Here is a 13,947-nt window from a genome sequence, read left to right as displayed (position 1 = left end):
TCTATTACTCGTATTTACCTAAGTAGAACTCACGCGCATTCCAACTTGAGTCGAGAGGCTTTCTATCAAGATTTAAGTGGGTGATTTTGTATTCAGTATCTTCAACGCCGATCTCTACCCAACCAACTTGTTCAGTCCTAATTTCATTCTTCTCAATCACAGGCCACTGAGAAATAATATGGTTTGCACTGTTTGCCATTGTTTCATGTGCATAATCAAGAATCGCTTCGTTTAGCTCTGGAAGTGACTCGCGGCCTGTTACGACAAGCCCTACCGAAAGCCCTTCAAATCCGCTAAGTACATCGAATTTAGCCATCTAAATTCCCCTTGTTACTGTTCGTCGTAGGTAATGCGATTTTGGTAACTGCCCCAAGCATCCCATTTCGCACGTTCCATCAATGCTTCACCGATACCCATTAGAGTGCTACGGTCTGAGAAAAACGCATCTTCGATTTGTTCGAGAGTGGCGTTTTCTGCTAGGCCAGAAAGAGCGCTAACAGGGTAAATCGCCTCTACAGAATCAACCCATTCCTTGATTTCTGTCGGTGTTAGTTTTGGCAGTTTGGTAGCCATAGGTCGCATTTCCCCCCTCAACGAGAACAACTAAGGTCAATTTCCATCATCAAATCTTCTACGCCTGACTGACCTAAACCAAAGCGCTTACCATAAACATCACATTTTGAGCACTTCATCCAATCAAATACAGCATCACGCCTCTTATCGTGCTCACCAACATTGCTCCACTTTTCCCAAGAGTGAGCGCAGCACTTAACATGTTCTGGAAGTGGATTTGCTTCAAATTGGTATCCTTCTTTGTACTGTTTAGTGTATTTGTAATACTCCACATTAGCACCGACATTGGATACCATATCAGCGCAATAAGAACAGACTCGCCACCATCCATGATTTTCGCTTTCATCAGGATGGACATAGTATTTACCTACAGCCTTTTCACCTTCACAAAGCTCACAGAGACGCTTTGGCTGCTTAGTCTTCATTTGACCTGTAAGAACGTTAATTGCGGCTTCAAATGCTTCTCTGCTCATCCTTTACCCCTTAAATAAGAAATTCATCTATATAATCGATACAATCTTGTTGTGTCTTTTGATGGTCAATAACAACTTCAACTTCAAATCTGTCATCAACAGCGTACCAAGTCCCGTTTGATTCTTGGTCTATAAAGTAACCTTCATATCGCATAGTAAATTCCTATATCTTGTGGTGTCTCAGCTGCTACTTGCTACTATATGTAGTAGTTAAGTGAAAGGGGGGATTTTCCCTTATCTAGTTGGTACAACTTCGAAAACAGCATCGTTATCAATCATAACCTGACGCTGAGAATCACCAGACAACGGCTTTAGTGAAACAAGAGTGCTGTCATTGTAACCCTCATACTTACTAGCCGTACTTGCGTCATAACCGTGAATCGCTACCAAACGACATTTGCCAACTTTTGGTTGTTGAATAAAAGATTCATGGCTAAAAAACATACCTTTATTGATTTCAGTAATCGTTGCTGTTTGCATTGTCTTGCCTCATTTACTTAACCTACAACAAGCATAAGCGTGACTAGTCACGATTGCAAGTTTTATTGTGCAAGTTTTGTTCTTTTTTCAAGAAGCGCTTGAGCGTATGCCTTTACGGATTTTTCATCATCCTCATGGACTCTGATATTTATTTGCTTGATACCCATAGCTTTATCGCGCTCCCGTTGCTCTTTCTTTCTATCGTTAGCTGTTTTAGCCATTTTGGTAAATATCTCCCATTGAAATCGCAAGTGTGAATAGTCACACTATAGCGCCAACTGTGCTGCCTTTTCAAGCTGCTTTGGTGCAATTTCGATATATAAAACTGTGGTCTGAATTTCACGGTGGCCTAGCGTCCTAGCTATGGTTTCAAGTGATACGTTGGAGGCGTTCAATTTGGACGCTAGAGATCTTCTGCCACTGTGCGAACTTGCACCCTTTAATCCAGATTTTTGATAAATAGTGCGTATTAAAAGCTCAACAGAATCAGCAGCATAGTAAATATTCTCACTTCCATCAGACATCACTCTGCGTTTGGCTTTTAACGAGTACGGGAAGCCTTTGGAACTAAGAACAAAACAACTATTCGGATTTAAGCCTTGGTATTCAAAGTTAAGCGATATGCCCTGCTTAAACCTCAGTCTGTAGTCGATATATTTCTGTATCACGCTCTGAGCGCGTTTGGATAGCCAAACTGATCTAGATTTGCAGCCCTTTGTAATAGCCGCCCTGAGTGCAATCTCTGGCTTAATATCGCCACGTTTAGTGATTATGTCGCTCACAATGACGCGACTTAGTTCGGTGACTCTTAAACCTGATAATGATAGGGCTATGATCGCGGCTTTCTGGTATGGGTTCGACATTAGCCGTATGCGACTAAAAACCTTTGTGATTTCGTGCGCCGTGAGTGTGCTTGCTTGTGATTTGGCTTTGCTCATGTGTGCCGTTCCTATTGAAAATGGGGAAATACACACATCACAACCTTTGGCCGTGTTGTTTAGCGTAGCACTATATAAAGTCTATGTTTAGGGGAAAACGCCTTAATCACAATATGTAGTATGCCACGGCAGCTGATACGACACTAGATGTAGTGGTGGTAAAGTATCGCGCAATCAGTGGTAAGTTTTGCCAAAAGTTTACCAGTGCTCGATGCAACAGGGGAAACGGGTATGACACTTTAATGCTCATCATTAGCATGGATTCGTGCTCGGTAACAGCAACTAGTAACGATTTATTTCTCTCCTACAGTTATGCGGTGGTGAATGCTCGATATTTATTGAAAAATATAATACCATATATTCCATAAGTGTGTTGGGAAGTGCGGAATGAGTAAAGCGTTATTAGAATTATATTTGGCCGGTCGGAATGCGACACAAGACAAGCTTGAAGAGCTTAAGGAACAGGGTGTCGTGGTTCAGTTTGCGCTGCGTGAGCTTGCAACAAAGAAAGTAACACTCACTAGTGTTTACGCGCAAAGACCAAGTAATTATGGCGCCGCGACCGGCGGTCACGAACTGCAAAGCCTAGTCACACAGCAACTACCTTTAGTTTTGTTTGGTATGGGGCTTTTCCCATCACCGAAAACGGCTTATTTCAACATCAAAGAGCCCTTGGTTACATCGAGTGGCATGCAGTTTGTGGAGCAGATTCCGACGGATAGCCTATCGAATATTCTGTACACAATGTCAACGTCACGAAAAGGGTATTTTGATATTGGCGTTGTAGGCGACAATATGGAGTTTGTTCCGATCATCAAAGCTGCTGTTGACCTATTGAACAAAGAGATAATCCGAGATCTAGTCGCGGTCGATGAACAAGAGCCGATTACCAACCCATTACCGCTGACCAACTTTCGCTTCATTGGTGACAACATCGACAGGGATCAAATTGAGCGTGTTCGAACTGAGCTCAGTCGAATCAATAAGCTCAAGCCTACGACGCTGAGCCATTGGATATTGATGCCAGCAGAATTCTACAACAGCGAACATGGATTAGAGCGCGCTGCACTGAATGCGTTTAGACATGGTAGCAAGGCATCAAGCTATCGTGAGTTCTCCAATGATGCTGTGCGCATTGCCCACCAGCTCAAAACCCATAAAACTTTACACAAGGCTCTTGGGCTTATCGCAAATGCTGACAAGCTTCGAAAGTACATAGAGCGAAACGAAGAGTACCTGTCGCACATGATACACAACGAAGTGATGGCGATGAAAAGCGCGTCAAAGGCGCTCAATGTTACTCATTATAGCAAAACCCTATTTAACATTGCTTTCACAAAGCAAGGGTGGATGAAGAGCTCAGCGTTCGAATGGTCAACGTATACGGATTTGGATTATCACAAGGACTTCAACAATAGCTTGTTTGATAGTGTGTTGCCGGAAATTACCGCACATACCATCAACAAAAATCCGCTCAATCGTGTCGCTAATGTCACGTCACTGATTAGCAACTTCAACCTTCGTGAAGTGCCTATCAATGCTGTGTATAGCCAGCGATTTAAGACACCAGAAGACAACAAGTTACTCGAACAAGAATGGGACATGGCATCTATCGCGCCGTCTTCCATAAGCTTGCACCACACGACGATATCAGACCGACCACTTTTCGAAGGTTTTTTTGAGGGAATTCCCAGCGTTGATCAGGAGAAATACTCTGCCTACATGTATGAGTTAATGCAAGGCGAGAAAGGGGCGAAGCTATCAGGTTGTCAGTTTAAATTGCCAGTAACGCTGACCGAAGCCGATGGCCACCAGCACCTAAAGCGGCAACGAGGCAGTGAGCCATTTACACATATCGCTAAAATGCCACACCAAGAGCAAGAAATGCTTACCTTGTCTGAGTGGCTATCACTTCGCATTTTGAAAGATGCCGGCCTCAATGTCGCGAAGAATCAGTTGGTCGCCTACACGAATCCACATGCCGATCTTGGACAGCAAACCGATAGCAAGAGCTCTACACCCAGTGCTCAGCCCAACACGGAAGGTTGGGACGATGACGATATGCTGTTCCATGAAATTGGACAGGCATTTGAAAAGTTAATGTACAAAAACGAACAAACGGCACAACAGGAAAAAAGTGCCAAGGTACCCCCTTTCCTTATTTCAGAGCGTTTTGATATTGGGTATGAGTCGGACAGTGAGCATAGGTTCAAGAAGATCACGTCGATAGATTTGGGGGCGATCTGTTCGGTGGCTTTTTCTGAAAAGTACAAGCCCTCATTGGAGCTGGTGGCTGAGCGAATGAAATCAATGCTGCCACACCATCAGATTGACGATATTTTTGAAAACATGTACGAACAAATTATCGCTTCGTGCTTGCTACACAACAACGACTTGCACGTAAAGAACATGACGATACTTGCTACTGAAGATACACGAACAGGACATGTTCACTATGAAATGAGCCCAATCTATGACGTGCTCATTACGCCAATGGTGTTCCCTAGTATCGACAAACGAGCACTGTACAGCCAAGCGTTATCGATTGACGGCACTAAGTGCCCGTCGAAAGAGCAAATCGTACAGTTTGGCATTCAGCATCTGGGTATGTCCAATGAGAAAGCTTTGCGCATCTTCGATGCTTTAGAATCGAGAGTTATGAAAGCAGTTTTAAACCTAAAGGACGACCTGCCTTCTGAGTTGACCAAGAACGCACTTTGGAAGGATGCATTAGAGTCCGGCTTGCTCATGGTACAACGCAACATTCGTCACATTCAGGCGCATGGTAAACCTTACGGTCACTTTGACTATCGAGATTTAAATATTAGCCACTCAATGTAAGATAGGGACACGATGCACGTAGAGCAGATAATCGATCTGATGATATAAGCATGTCGGCCCTGTTATCAGCAGTATGAGTGCTGTTTACATGGGGTCGAAACGACCCTATAATCATCCCTACAGATTGGAGCCAGAGCGATATGGAACTATGAGCAACAAGCGAATGCAAAAGCGAGGGATGTGCATCTATTGCGGAAAGCAGCAAGCCGTGACCGCTGAAGGCTGCATGGTTGCCCATGGGTATACACTAGCCAATGGGACTCAGATGGGAAGGTGTAGTGGAGTAGGCCGTGTGCACTATGGACACAAGGCTGCTCCGAAAGAAATACGAACAGCAATTCAAAAAGCACAAGCAAATTTAGAGTCCATTCCATTGCTGGTGGATGCGACTCGAAATGATATCGAGCAGGGAGTACTGAGCGGCGCTAAGCGATCGGATATGGCGAGGTTAAAAAAGTATCTTGCTCAGCTCACGGAAATCGAGAGGCAGCTGCCAATGCAACTTGAAAGACTCGAAGAGCTCAAAAATAAGTGGAAACAGTGCGAGCCAGTGTTTGTAGATTTGGATGTTGAAGCAGCTGACAAACAACAGGCCAGAACGAAAGAATCCGATGCCAAGGCTTCGGCAAAAGCGAAAGAGCGAGAAGCGAAAGCTCTTAAAGCAGAAGCGCGTAACCGTCGCGCTATGGACAAGTCGAATGAGATTTGTGGTGAAAATCTTCATCAGGTCGACCTAGATGGCGAAGTTATTCTGCAATGGACTGCACGTTACTCGGATAGACAAGAACTGGAACGTGAGCACGCCGAGCGTACTGGTACATTTTTAGCTGAGCAATTCAGCGATCCGCAAGAGCGCTGGGATGCAGCTCAACGAGCAATCCATCGGGTTCGCAAGACAGACGGTCGCCAGAAGCAACTGCACAGGTGGTGAATGGTGAATCCGAAAGTGCAAGCAATAGAAACGAAGCGAGTGAAGGACCTCGTATCCAACTCGATTTCGGAATTCCAAAATACCTACCTCACCCGAGGGGAATCACTAGCGAGACACGAATACGCGCTAGACCCATGCAAAGTTTCACATGGGCGATAGGAACTGTTGAGCCGTGAACGCGGCATAGGCGGGGAGATTGGGAATCATTGCGCGACGCACTCGTTGGCCACAAAACAAGCGTTACAACGAGCTGACTTGCTAAAACAGTCCAGTAGTTAGGTGAGCACCATGAACAACCGAGAACAAATTACAATGACAAACGCGGAGCAGTTTGTACGATTGCAAGCGTTGTTAAATATGACAAACGAAGAAGTTGCGACATTTACGGGACAAAGCATTACGGCGGTCAAACGATGGCGAAATGGAACACAACAGCCATCTCTTTCGGTCGTCATGGCGCTTTCGTATCGAGTCAAGTATGGAGAGGATTGGTGCGTGGATTTGAATGCTGTTGATATTAGTGAACCCAAGCGACTAACCAAGAAGTTGATTTTGGAATCAGTGACGGAACGTACCGGTGTAAAGCGCGAGTATGTTGATTTGGAATTCGTGCGTGAAGATGATTGTTACGCATGGAGTGGGAAGGCTGGTGCATGCATGAGGGAAATGAGTACCTTTAGCAGAATCAATTCGGTGACGTTGTCACGATGGGTAGAAGATTTCCAAGCGAAAGTTGACGACATCATGGAAGGTCAACAATTTGATTCCCTCAATGGCTACATTGAGAATATTGACTGGAGCGTCGACTGACGCCCCACAATCAGGTCTGCATATCGAAGTCTGGATAGAAGGAGCGAGGATGCTACGCAAACAGCTAGAAACAGCCCATGAGTTCTTGGTTAGCGAAGAGATTGACGGCGTGTTGTTTAAGGCGGACATTAGCACCATTCCTGACGCCGCGTTCGATACTAGGGGCATCAATAGGCTATTAGGCTCCCTTGGTATCACGCTAAAGGACATTTCATACGTTAGGCCGAGAATGGATACACCGTGCATATATGGTTTGTGTGAGATTATCGGAGATTTGGTTGTAGTTGAGTCATACCTGACATGGAAAGACTTAAAGCGAATCAAACGACAACATGGCGGAGTGTTCTATATCAGCATTAATGTTGATGGCGCATACTCAGACCGACAGAGACTGCTAATCAGCTGGGATGTTGAGAGCGTGACGATGGACAGTCTCGTCATGTCGCCGGTTGTTGACCTACTTGCAGAACATGGCCATGAAGGGAACATTAGTCATCTGACGCGTTCTCGTTAGACTCCCAAGTCAGAACATCTTCAGGGTCCTTAATGGCCAAACGAGTAAAACCATGGCGCTTAGCTCCATAGGAGCGTGTGGGCCGCGTAACATCCGTATGCCCCATTTGCTCTGCCAACATTTCACTGTTATCGGGATTCATCGCTTTAAAGTTGGCCGCATATTGAGTGCGACCAACAGATAACGCGACCGAATGGCCAAGGGTTTTCATCGAGAGCTTTTTCAATAGATTGCGCAGGCGATTGTACACGGCACTGTAATCTTCACGCTCAATAGCCAACTTCATTCCGAACAGAAAGCGTTCGATCATCAGCATGTCCAGCATTGACAGATGCGTTAAGTCTATGTCGCGGTACAGAGACATTTCCCCCGATTCAACATTGCGCTTGGATGCTTCACTTTTGATGGTATTAGGCGCTCGTAAAAATGGCGCCCCCTCAGAAGGATAGATAAGCTCACAACTCGCCACCTCATTGGGTCGCAGACTAGTGAGCATGTTAAATTCAAGCCACTCAACGGCGAGTCTTTCTTCCGGTGAGTCAGCAGCCATTCTAAGGACGTAAAACTCGCGCACATGGATTCTGTGTGCTTTGGCTTCCTTTGCGACTTCCATATGGTCAACTTTGACTAATGAAATGTCGCCCAATAGATTTCGAAGAAAGGTGACAGGCGCGAGTTCTTTGTCTAATGCGGCATTGAAGATGGCGTTCAAACTGACTCGGTATCGTTTCCATGAACTGGGTTTAAGGTTTGGCGCAATATTTTGCAAGGTGAACCCTATAATCTCTCGCCATATCTTCACGCTGGTGGAATCCAAACCAATAGAATCCCTGAACTGAGAAAGAATGGAATCGATTCGCTTGAGGTTGTACTCAGATAATGGTTTGAGGAAGTGCCCCTCACCCATGGTTAATACAGTGCCGTTTTCTAGGTACTGCTCGAGAACAGGACAGGTTCTAAATTCTTCAGCCATGGTTGACCCTCCATTATTTCAAAGTACAATCTTGAGCTATCTCAAAATTTAATATACCATATTTTTGAGAATAACGGAGCCACGATGATGAGAAACGGACTGATACTTTTTCTGATAGCCACATTAACTGGATGCGCGAGTACCAGCTCAACCTCCAAGAAAACCGACGACGAAAGGTACATCAGCGAGCGTCTAGAACAAACACTGGCATCACTAGCATCAAAAGCCATTGAGTCCAAACAGATTATGATGGCACATCAATCTGCCATGGCTCGCTTAGATGCTCGTATACAAACAAGTGGCAGCTACGCTTTGAATGAGGCACCTCCAGCCGAAATGGACAAACCCATCCCCCTTAGTAGTACATTCTATGGTGATGCTAAGGAGCCTTTAAAATTGATTGCTCAGCTAACTAATTACGAGTTTAAGATTAGTGGCCCGTCAACATCCACCGAAGTGCTCTGGGTCAAATTGCACAATGAGTACACACGCACAGCGATTGAATTGATTGGTGATATTGCCGCTCAGATTGATAAAAGGGGTGTAGATGTTCATATCTGGCCAGCTACAACAAAAGATCGTAATGGTGTAATCGTGTTGGAGTTCAGGGGGTAACATGGCTGGACTACGTCAACGCGTTCTTATCGGACTATTTCTTATCAGTTGGGGAAGTTTAGCAAGCGCAAGCACCCAACTTTACGACTATTTCTATAACTTAACGTCTAGTAGTGACTTGAACCGCGGCGAACTAATGGGAATGTTGGTTAATAACGCCCACTTAAACAGTCTGAGCAATCGAGGGATGCAGGCCGAAGCAGAGAGTCTCGGAGTCCAAGCTGGTCAGTATTATGCTGAGCAATATATCAAGCGCTACCTCGATGAAGCGGGTCAATATCTAGATGAAGGTATTGATATAGCTCCGTATTTAATGACGTACAAAAGCTATCTCATCATGCCGCCAATCATGACGGTGTCCGACGGGACCAAAAAGTACCTCAATGAAGGTAAAACGGCATTCACGTACGCAGACGAAACTTACATCATTCAGGAAGATCCGCACTTTTTGGACGCTCCGCCCACTTGGAGAGATTATGTTGTCATGAACGCTGTGCCACCTCGAATCATGAGTGACAAGCTTCTGCCAACCACCAATGAAGAAGTAAAACAGTGGAAGTCGGGCTTTGCTCGGGGATGGAAGATAGGCATCGAAACTGCCATACAGAACGTAACTTATCAGTTGTCCCGAGCCGTGTATGACCTTCAAGGTATCCAGCTGTATACAATGCTGAAGGATGCCAACATGGTGACAGAGCCTACCATTAAGCATGCTGCCTTTAATACCACAGGAGACGATGTCCGACTTGATCTAAACAGCGGATTCGTATCTCTTGAAGTGAAGCCAGTGTTTAACCACAACCCACAAACATGGAAGCTAATCCCAGCGCTTCCTCCGCTTGATGAACTCATGCCTCGGGAGATGTATGAGATGCTCAGAAGGATTGGGCAATGAGTACTGACCCGACACTGATTGATGCCTTTTCCGATCTCAACTTTGGCGGTCTTGAAGATCAATCTGGAGTCCTCGTGACGCCGGAGCTAGAACCTAAGTTGAGTGAATGCGCGGAAATTGAGCTAAACCCGATTTTAGCTAATATTCCAGAAGAGTTGCGTGCTGATCCGCTGCTTACGGATGCAGAGTATCTCGACATTTGTGAAAGTGGACGGATCGCTGGATCGGATATTGACCGGATACTGAAGATTCTAGGGAGAAATGGCGGCTATTCGGATCTCATTGTTGCATCAGACCAATACATCTATCGCAAGAAAGACAAGCGTTTAATGCCGTTATTCGTCAACAAGATAACCGCAGACGAAGTCAAGGACATCGTGGAGTATATGTTTGACGCTGAGCAGGCGTCCAGTGCGTTTGCTCCCGACTCGGACATTGATGCCACCTACGAGCATCAGTATGACCGCGCCAAAAGCCCAATGAGAGCACGTGTCAATGTTTGCTCATTTCAAAATGGACCTCAGCGCACGTTGAAAATGACTTTGCGAGATATTCAGCCGATACCTCCGAGCTTCGATGAACTAAACACTCACCCATTAATTCGACAGTACGCGTCGGGTAAAGATGGCCTGATCGCCATCGCTGGCTCTACAGGAAGTGGTAAAACGACTACTTGCGCCTCAATTATTCGATATCTAAAAGAAGATACGGAACATCACCGAGTTATCCTTACTTACGAAAAGCCTATCGAGTTTAATTTCAAACACGTAAGAGGTCCTAACCTCGTTTTTCAGCACACTATTGGTCGGTTTGGTGATTTCACTAGTTTCTATAGCGGACTGGTCAATGCACTACGGAACACGCCAGAAGTGATACTCGTCGGTGAAAGCCGAGATAAAGAAACCTTCGAAACGCTACCAAAGATCGCCGAGTCTGGTCACCTTGGGATAACCACACTCCATGCGCGATCTATTACAAACATCTTCACCCGTATCGCTAACGAAATTGGGGCCGACAGAGCAGAAGGTGTAGTGCGTCAAACGATCGAGTATATGCGGTTAGCGGTGTATCAAGAGCTTGTCAAAACGCAAGACGGCAAAATGGTGTGTTTGGTCGAAATACTACCGTTTACCCGAGAAGTCAAAGACGAAATTCTTAAGCAGCCGTACGAGAACTTCAACAGCACCATCGAGCGATTGATTGATAAGCATGGCGTATCACTGAAGACTAGCGCGAAGAAGGCACTGGATGAACAGAGAATCAGTGAAAGAGAATACAGAAGCGTGATCAATTAGAGGTACGTATGGCGATTAAGCTTGATTTCGAAGTGAATGAAGAACTGACTTACTGCGACAAAACGACCAGAACCGCTGACATTCAGAAAATACCATATCCCATCTTCTTGTACATGTTGTTTGGGGGAATCGGCGTAACACTGATGTTTGGATTTGGCACCTTCATCATGTCGTTGGTGTTCATCTTTGGGTGTCGCCGACTATTGAAGAAGAAGCGTCTGCGTTTGCGGACATTGCCTTTCTATTTGGAAGAACGACGCAGCATGACAAGACGTGCATTGAGCGAAAGACGCTTTCGCATAGTTAAACAAGAGGTTGATTAGATGAAGAATGTCATTTGTGTTGGGATGGTGGGTGCGATGCTATTCCTACCCCCGATATCACATAGTGCCCTATACGTTCATTCTGCACCTAAACCACCAGCTCAACAGGTGGTACAGGATAATGCTCTGCCAGAGCAAGCAAGCATTCGTGGTCGAGCACGTGACCAACGTTTGGAAGACGCATTGTCGAGTATCGTGCGCAATAAGATGCAAGTGGAGTTTGTCTCGCCAGAGCTTAAATCGATGAAAGTGAATTGGCGCAGCACAGGGGAGCCGGTTCAAATAGTGCTTACAAACATCGCACGCGGCTATGGAGTGGATATTTCTTTGAATGAGGCGCAGGAAACCGTGTTTGTTGCGGTAGACACAGGCAAGTGTGACCCACTCAGAGAGAGTACGTTACTCAAACGCAAAAAAATGTGGGCCTCTCTTGGGATTAACGACATGCCCACGCTGCCGCCTCGTCTTCCGCTCGCGATAGATTACACAGGGCATGCGTATCGACTATGTTAGCTCGAATCATTCGCACTGCGCCTCTTTTAGCGGTCTTGTGGCTGTCGATTTGCCCGATGTTGTACGCCATGGGCGACTCCAATCGAGACATCATCTATCGAACCGAGTTGAAGAAAGTCGCCAAGTATCGTGATTGTGTTACTAAGGCTGCGGTGACCTACGGCGTTCCCGAGTGGATACTCATGGCGGTTATTCGACATGAAAACGGGCCTCTACATGGTTATCTAACGAATCCCAATGGCACAAAAGATTACGGTATTACCTGCATAAATGATGTTCGAATACAGGACTTCAAAGATGCGGGGATTCAAGGGGTGACTTCAGAGCGGATCATGGAAGACCCATGCTTTGCCATCTATGTGACGTCATACCTGCTCAAGAAAGAGTATTTAAAAGAACGTAAACAGAAAGTGAGAAAGGAAGGAAGCATTTGGCTTGTGGCCACAGCGAACTATCACTACCACTACAAAGGCCGTTACCCAAAGAATCACAATGCATACAAAGAAAAGATCATGAATACGTTGGAGCGTTTCAAAACGCGAATCAAATAAAAATTGGAGAGTTTTGTCCATTTGAATGTAAAATGGTATAGAATATCTGATATAATATTTTTCATTATGTTCGACTGGCAGGGAGTGTATGGAAGCCATGAAAGTCACCGTAAATAAAACCATGGCCACATGGACGGGAGTCATCATCGCAAGCATGAGTTTGTTTGCTCACAGTGCAAGCATTCAAATGGCGGAGATTAATCCTGTACTGACCCAAGATTGGGAAGTGCTCTACGCCGACACAAAGTATCGCGAGTTAGTCGTGCATTTCGAAGATACTAAGACGACTCCAGATTGGACGGAGATATTGGATGATGCTGGAAAGCGCTATGGACTAGCTTATCTACTGAACATGGAAGACCGCCAGATGGTGATCGCCCAAGCCAATTCTGGACTCGTAAATTCCGGTGTTCACTACGTTCAACCTAGCTCTGTTGAGCAGATAACACGTTACCGATGGACTGAACACTATAGTGCAGGTCTGACTGAGAAATCTCAGTACGCATTTAATGTGAAGCAGGCTGAGAAAGAAGCCTTTCGCCAGCAAGAAATTCAGACCAACAAAGAGATTCAACGCCGTGTAGCGACAACGAAAGCTTCGCTAGAGGAAAGCACTAAACGTCAACAAGTCGCCCTCCAGACTAAATATGAAGCAGAACAACGCAGACTCGAGCAAGAACGCATTCGAGTTGGCAAGCTGCAAACTACGCTAACGGCTCGATTGAAAGACGCTGAAACAACGCAGAATGCCGCAGAGTTATTGCTAGCTGAAAATCAATCAAAAGCTAGAACACTAGCATCCGAACAACAATATGTCGCTCAAAAGCAAAAGACTCTGAATGAGCAGATCCAACAGCAAGAACTGATTACCAACAACTTGAAGAATAAGTACTACCCATCCGATGACCGCGTCATTCCGAAAGGGAATGCTGAGAGTGGGGTTGATGAATTCTTAAGAAATCACTGGAAATACAAATTGGTGTGGTCTGAAGAGGCGGTGAAAGATGTTTTGTATGACGAAGTTCGGTTTGTAAACGACCTTAGATTCAACAAGTACGACCTCAGTAAAGATGTGTCGAACATCGTGTGTACTTTAACCCGTGATAATAAAGGAATTTCGTTCTACGCAGATATCGATCCAGCGAGTCGCATTGTCTATCTGCAAGTGCATGCCACCACAGACGAAATTCGTAAACGCATCATCGATACCTGCTTTAAGTAG

18 protein-coding genes are annotated in these 13,947 nt (G+C 45.4%); 11 read left to right on the top strand and 7 right to left on the bottom strand.

All coding sequences use genetic code 11. The features are described from left to right. Positions 1 to 4: 4 nt before the first annotated feature. The 6 genes from AC6R1O_RS05585 to AC6R1O_RS05560 form a co-directional block, all read right to left on the bottom strand. Positions 5 to 316: a hypothetical protein gene (locus tag AC6R1O_RS05585; RefSeq protein ID WP_500656647.1), complete on the bottom strand. Its 312-nt coding sequence runs from the start codon at positions 314 to 316 to the stop codon at positions 5 to 7. A gap of 14 nt (positions 317 to 330) precedes the next feature. Continuing rightward, positions 331 to 573, bottom strand: coding sequence for a hypothetical protein (locus AC6R1O_RS05580; RefSeq protein ID WP_500656646.1), 243 nt, complete (start codon positions 571 to 573; stop codon positions 331 to 333). Positions 574 to 590: 17 nt separating this feature from the next. Further along, the gene (locus tag AC6R1O_RS05575) at positions 591 to 1,046 is read right to left on the bottom strand and encodes a hypothetical protein (RefSeq protein WP_500656645.1); all 456 of its coding nucleotides are present in this window, start codon (positions 1,044 to 1,046) and stop codon (positions 591 to 593) included. A gap of 234 nt (positions 1,047 to 1,280) precedes the next feature. Continuing rightward, positions 1,281 to 1,526 carry a hypothetical protein gene (locus AC6R1O_RS05570; RefSeq protein ID WP_500656644.1) on the bottom strand — a complete coding sequence of 82 codons (246 nt, stop codon included), beginning with the start codon at positions 1,524 to 1,526 and terminating at the stop codon, positions 1,281 to 1,283. 62 nt (positions 1,527 to 1,588) lie between these two features. Further along, complete coding sequence (locus tag AC6R1O_RS05565) at positions 1,589 to 1,747, bottom strand: hypothetical protein (protein ID WP_187379818.1); 159 nt, start codon at positions 1,745 to 1,747, stop codon at positions 1,589 to 1,591. Positions 1,748 to 1,792: 45 nt separating this feature from the next. Continuing rightward, a complete protein-coding gene (locus tag AC6R1O_RS05560) occupies positions 1,793 to 2,464 on the bottom strand; it encodes a tyrosine-type recombinase/integrase (RefSeq protein WP_500656643.1) in 672 nt (223 codons plus the stop codon). A gap of 387 nt (positions 2,465 to 2,851) precedes the next feature. Here AC6R1O_RS05560 and AC6R1O_RS05555 point away from each other — a divergent pair, with 387 nt between their 5' ends. The 4 genes from AC6R1O_RS05555 to AC6R1O_RS05540 all read left to right on the top strand — a co-directional run bounded on the left by AC6R1O_RS05555 (position 2,852) and on the right by AC6R1O_RS05540 (position 7,560). Continuing rightward, a complete protein-coding gene (locus AC6R1O_RS05555) occupies positions 2,852 to 5,305 on the top strand; it encodes a HipA domain-containing protein (protein ID WP_500656642.1) in 2,454 nt (817 codons plus the stop codon). A gap of 292 nt (positions 5,306 to 5,597) precedes the next feature. Then, complete coding sequence (locus AC6R1O_RS05550) at positions 5,598 to 6,236, top strand: hypothetical protein (protein WP_500656641.1); 639 nt, start codon at positions 5,598 to 5,600, stop codon at positions 6,234 to 6,236. Between the two features lie 288 nt (positions 6,237 to 6,524). Then, the gene (locus tag AC6R1O_RS05545; protein ID WP_500656640.1) at positions 6,525 to 7,046 is read left to right on the top strand and encodes a helix-turn-helix domain-containing protein; all 522 of its coding nucleotides are present in this window, start codon (positions 6,525 to 6,527) and stop codon (positions 7,044 to 7,046) included. Positions 7,047 to 7,095: 49 nt separating this feature from the next. Beyond that, positions 7,096 to 7,560 carry a hypothetical protein gene (locus tag AC6R1O_RS05540; RefSeq protein WP_500656639.1) on the top strand — a complete coding sequence of 155 codons (465 nt, stop codon included), beginning with the start codon at positions 7,096 to 7,098 and terminating at the stop codon, positions 7,558 to 7,560. Here AC6R1O_RS05540 and AC6R1O_RS05535 read toward each other — a convergent pair. Further along, positions 7,535 to 8,533 (bottom strand): hypothetical protein, encoded by a 999-nt coding sequence (locus AC6R1O_RS05535; protein WP_500656638.1) that lies wholly within the window; start codon positions 8,531 to 8,533, stop codon positions 7,535 to 7,537. The genes AC6R1O_RS05540 and AC6R1O_RS05535 overlap by 26 nt on opposite strands. Before the next feature lie 84 nt (positions 8,534 to 8,617). On the opposite strand from AC6R1O_RS05535, the gene AC6R1O_RS05530 reads away from it, so the two are divergent. The 7 genes from AC6R1O_RS05530 to AC6R1O_RS05500 all read left to right on the top strand — a co-directional run bounded on the left by AC6R1O_RS05530 (position 8,618) and on the right by AC6R1O_RS05500 (position 13,947). Continuing rightward, a complete protein-coding gene (locus AC6R1O_RS05530) occupies positions 8,618 to 9,148 on the top strand; it encodes a hypothetical protein (RefSeq protein ID WP_500656637.1) in 531 nt (176 codons plus the stop codon). A gap of 1 nt (position 9,149) precedes the next feature. Continuing rightward, on the top strand, positions 9,150 to 10,043 hold the full coding sequence (locus AC6R1O_RS05525; RefSeq protein ID WP_500656636.1) for a type IV secretory system conjugative DNA transfer family protein: 894 nt from the start codon (positions 9,150 to 9,152) through the stop codon (positions 10,041 to 10,043). After that, entirely contained in the window at positions 10,040 to 11,338 is a 1,299-nt protein-coding gene (locus tag AC6R1O_RS05520; RefSeq protein WP_500656635.1) for a type IV pilus twitching motility protein PilT, read from the top strand. Before AC6R1O_RS05525 ends, AC6R1O_RS05520 begins: the two co-directional genes overlap by 4 nt. Before the next feature lie 8 nt (positions 11,339 to 11,346). Then, positions 11,347 to 11,661 (top strand): hypothetical protein, encoded by a 315-nt coding sequence (locus AC6R1O_RS05515; RefSeq protein WP_500656634.1) that lies wholly within the window; start codon positions 11,347 to 11,349, stop codon positions 11,659 to 11,661. Then, the gene (locus tag AC6R1O_RS05510; RefSeq protein ID WP_500656633.1) at positions 11,662 to 12,174 is read left to right on the top strand and encodes a hypothetical protein; all 513 of its coding nucleotides are present in this window, start codon (positions 11,662 to 11,664) and stop codon (positions 12,172 to 12,174) included. It abuts the gene before it with no gap. Further along, the gene (locus tag AC6R1O_RS05505) at positions 12,168 to 12,725 is read left to right on the top strand and encodes a lytic transglycosylase domain-containing protein (RefSeq protein WP_500656632.1); all 558 of its coding nucleotides are present in this window, start codon (positions 12,168 to 12,170) and stop codon (positions 12,723 to 12,725) included. Before AC6R1O_RS05510 ends, AC6R1O_RS05505 begins: the two co-directional genes overlap by 7 nt. 97 nt (positions 12,726 to 12,822) lie before the next feature. Next, positions 12,823 to 13,947: a hypothetical protein gene (locus AC6R1O_RS05500; protein WP_500656631.1), complete on the top strand. Its 1,125-nt coding sequence runs from the start codon at positions 12,823 to 12,825 to the stop codon at positions 13,945 to 13,947.

This window comes from Vibrio sp. R11-SG3-ISO3-SZ (genome assembly GCF_059834345.1).
Note: the sequence above shows the minus strand (reverse complement) of the source record. Positions and strands in the feature narration are given on the sequence as shown.

Coding starts and splice junctions, on each gene's coding strand:
- AC6R1O_RS05585 (WP_500656647.1), bottom strand. CDS start 316: ATGGCTAAATTCGATGTACTTAGCGGATTTGAAGGGCTTTCGGTAGGG.
- AC6R1O_RS05580 (WP_500656646.1), bottom strand. CDS start 573: ATGGCTACCAAACTGCCAAAACTAACACCGACAGAAATCAAGGAATGG.
- AC6R1O_RS05575 (WP_500656645.1), bottom strand. CDS start 1,046: ATGAGCAGAGAAGCATTTGAAGCCGCAATTAACGTTCTTACAGGTCAA.
- AC6R1O_RS05570 (WP_500656644.1), bottom strand. CDS start 1,526: ATGCAAACAGCAACGATTACTGAAATCAATAAAGGTATGTTTTTTAGC.
- AC6R1O_RS05565 (WP_187379818.1), bottom strand. CDS start 1,747: ATGGCTAAAACAGCTAACGATAGAAAGAAAGAGCAACGGGAGCGCGAT.
- AC6R1O_RS05560 (WP_500656643.1), bottom strand. CDS start 2,464: ATGAGCAAAGCCAAATCACAAGCAAGCACACTCACGGCGCACGAAATC.
- AC6R1O_RS05555 (WP_500656642.1), top strand. CDS start 2,852: ATGAGTAAAGCGTTATTAGAATTATATTTGGCCGGTCGGAATGCGACA.
- AC6R1O_RS05545 (WP_500656640.1), top strand. CDS start 6,525: ATGAACAACCGAGAACAAATTACAATGACAAACGCGGAGCAGTTTGTA.
- AC6R1O_RS05540 (WP_500656639.1), top strand. CDS start 7,096: ATGCTACGCAAACAGCTAGAAACAGCCCATGAGTTCTTGGTTAGCGAA.
- AC6R1O_RS05535 (WP_500656638.1), bottom strand. CDS start 8,533: ATGGCTGAAGAATTTAGAACCTGTCCTGTTCTCGAGCAGTACCTAGAA.
- AC6R1O_RS05530 (WP_500656637.1), top strand. CDS start 8,618: ATGATGAGAAACGGACTGATACTTTTTCTGATAGCCACATTAACTGGA.
- AC6R1O_RS05525 (WP_500656636.1), top strand. CDS start 9,150: ATGGCTGGACTACGTCAACGCGTTCTTATCGGACTATTTCTTATCAGT.
- AC6R1O_RS05520 (WP_500656635.1), top strand. CDS start 10,040: ATGAGTACTGACCCGACACTGATTGATGCCTTTTCCGATCTCAACTTT.
- AC6R1O_RS05515 (WP_500656634.1), top strand. CDS start 11,347: ATGGCGATTAAGCTTGATTTCGAAGTGAATGAAGAACTGACTTACTGC.
- AC6R1O_RS05510 (WP_500656633.1), top strand. CDS start 11,662: ATGAAGAATGTCATTTGTGTTGGGATGGTGGGTGCGATGCTATTCCTA.
- AC6R1O_RS05505 (WP_500656632.1), top strand. CDS start 12,168: ATGTTAGCTCGAATCATTCGCACTGCGCCTCTTTTAGCGGTCTTGTGG.
- AC6R1O_RS05500 (WP_500656631.1), top strand. CDS start 12,823: ATGAAAGTCACCGTAAATAAAACCATGGCCACATGGACGGGAGTCATC.